At 63.6% G+C, this 910-nt stretch carries 1 protein-coding gene and 1 pseudogene; both read right to left on the bottom strand.

The window, feature by feature from the left end:
* Nucleotides 1-411: pseudogene (locus AC0ZT5_RS35090) on the bottom strand (HlyD family secretion protein); the annotation flags it as partial.
* Nucleotides 404-868 (bottom strand): MarR family winged helix-turn-helix transcriptional regulator, encoded by a 465-nt coding sequence (locus tag AC0ZT5_RS35085; protein WP_488500159.1) that lies wholly within the window; start codon nt 866-868, stop codon nt 404-406. The pseudogene AC0ZT5_RS35090 and the gene AC0ZT5_RS35085, both read right to left, overlap by 8 nt.
* Nucleotides 869-910: the final 42 nt, after the last annotated feature.

Genomic DNA, 910 nt, shown 5'->3' with positions numbered 1-910 from the left:
CACGTCGATCTCGGAGACGGTGCCGGAGACGTCGGTGGAAACGCCGAGCGACTGCGCCTGGATGTAGGCATTGTCTGATGTCATGACCTGGCCGCCGACAACGTAGTAATAGCCGCCGACAGCCAGCGCGACCGGAAGCAGGGCGAAAAGGATCGGCCGTGTCAGGCTGCGCCTGGGCTTGACCGGCGCCGCAGGCGCAACCGCCACCATGACTTGCGGCTGCGGCTCTTTGGAGGGAGCCTCAAGTGTCGCGGGCTCGAGGGCAACCGGTGCTTCGTGCTCGTCGTCGGCGATGACGGTGTTGGCTCGCCTTTGCTCGCGCTCGCTGTCCAGTTGAATGATCTGGTCGCTTTTCCGCTCGGTGGAGGGTGTGTCCCCGGCGGGCTTCTTTGGTGTGGTTGATTCAGCCATTTACTTTCTCCCGGTCGACGGCTGGCTGGGCGCAAGCCGCGAGCAGATTGGATTTGATCAGGCATAGGGTTTGCAGCAGACGCAGCTGGGCATCCGCCGAAAGGCCGACGAAGGCCTCGTCGCGCGTTTTCCGGCCGTTGCTGCGCATGGTTTCGAGCAGCGGACGGGCCTGAGGCGTGAGGTAGAGCAGCCATGCCCGGCGATCGCCAGGATCGCGCCGGCGCTCAACGAAGCCGCGGGCTTCCATCTTGTCGAGCAGCCGGGCGAGTGTGATCGGCATGATCTCGATCAGGTCGGCCAGTTTGTTCTGGTGGATGCCTTCATGCCGGGAAAGATAGGCCAGCACCTGCCACTGGGAGCGGGTCAGCCCCGACGCCTGCGACCGCTGCTCGAACCGCTTTCGAAGCAGACGCGCGACATCGTGCAGCACGAAGCTGATGTTGGGTGACGATGGCATGGGAGGGGCTGGTTTTCTGAACGCGACTTTTAGTGAGCATGC

Source organism: Mesorhizobium sp. CNPSo 4670 (assembly GCF_057784235.1).
This window is presented reverse-complemented; position numbering and strand designations above follow the sequence as displayed.

Coding starts and splice junctions, on each gene's coding strand:
- AC0ZT5_RS35085 (WP_488500159.1), bottom strand. CDS start 868: ATGCCATCGTCACCCAACATCAGCTTCGTGCTGCACGATGTCGCGCGT.